Genomic DNA, 639 nt, shown 5'->3' with positions numbered 1-639 from the left:
GATTTGATTTAGGGTAGTATTAGCTGAGTTAGAACTATGAAAGCCATTAACTACAAAAATATCTTCTTTAATACTTGGAGTGAGTATGTCTTGTTTAAAGTATAAATCATTCATTTTAGAATGAGTTTTATCTTTAGGATTATCATAGATTAAAGTGATATTTGAAAGGTTTTTATTAGTAGCCATTTGGCCATAGAAGTTTTTACCACTTAAGAGTTTATAAGTATCAAGATTATAATCATATACATCATTATTATTGAATTTGTGCTCTTTAATAACATAAGCATTAGAAACTTTATCATAATTTGCTTGGGTGGCTGCCTCTAAAGAACTTAGGGAAAAAATAGCAAATAAAGAAAGTTTTAAAAGATTAGAGTTTTTATAGTTTTTTAAAGAGTTTAAAGTGTTTGAGTTAAAACGAAAATTATCGTTCCCCCCCCCGTGAGGTGATTTTTAGATAAATTTATATTCATTGAAAAAGTCCTTTCAAAAAATAGTTAATGTGTTTGATTGGTTTATTGCTTGTTTTTAGTGAGTTAGTAATGATAATTACTAACAATTTATTAATATATTCGGAATGTTAATACTATGTTTATAAATTTGAGCTTAAAAATAATTTAAGATAAAAAATATCTTAAA

The 639-nt window shown here is 25.0% G+C and carries 1 protein-coding gene; it reads right to left on the bottom strand.

What is annotated here, in order from left to right; genetic code table 11:
• On the bottom strand, nucleotides 1-186 hold a 186-nt coding region (locus CAMP5121_RS08035), incomplete at its 3' end, for a hypothetical protein (RefSeq protein ID WP_337215299.1).
• Nucleotides 187-639: the final 453 nt, after the last annotated feature.

This window comes from Campylobacter sp. 2352 PW, from assembly GCF_024723575.1.
GTDB lineage: Bacteria > Campylobacterota > Campylobacteria > Campylobacterales > Campylobacteraceae > Campylobacter_D.
Note: the sequence above shows the minus strand (reverse complement) of the source record. Positions and strands in the feature narration are given on the sequence as shown.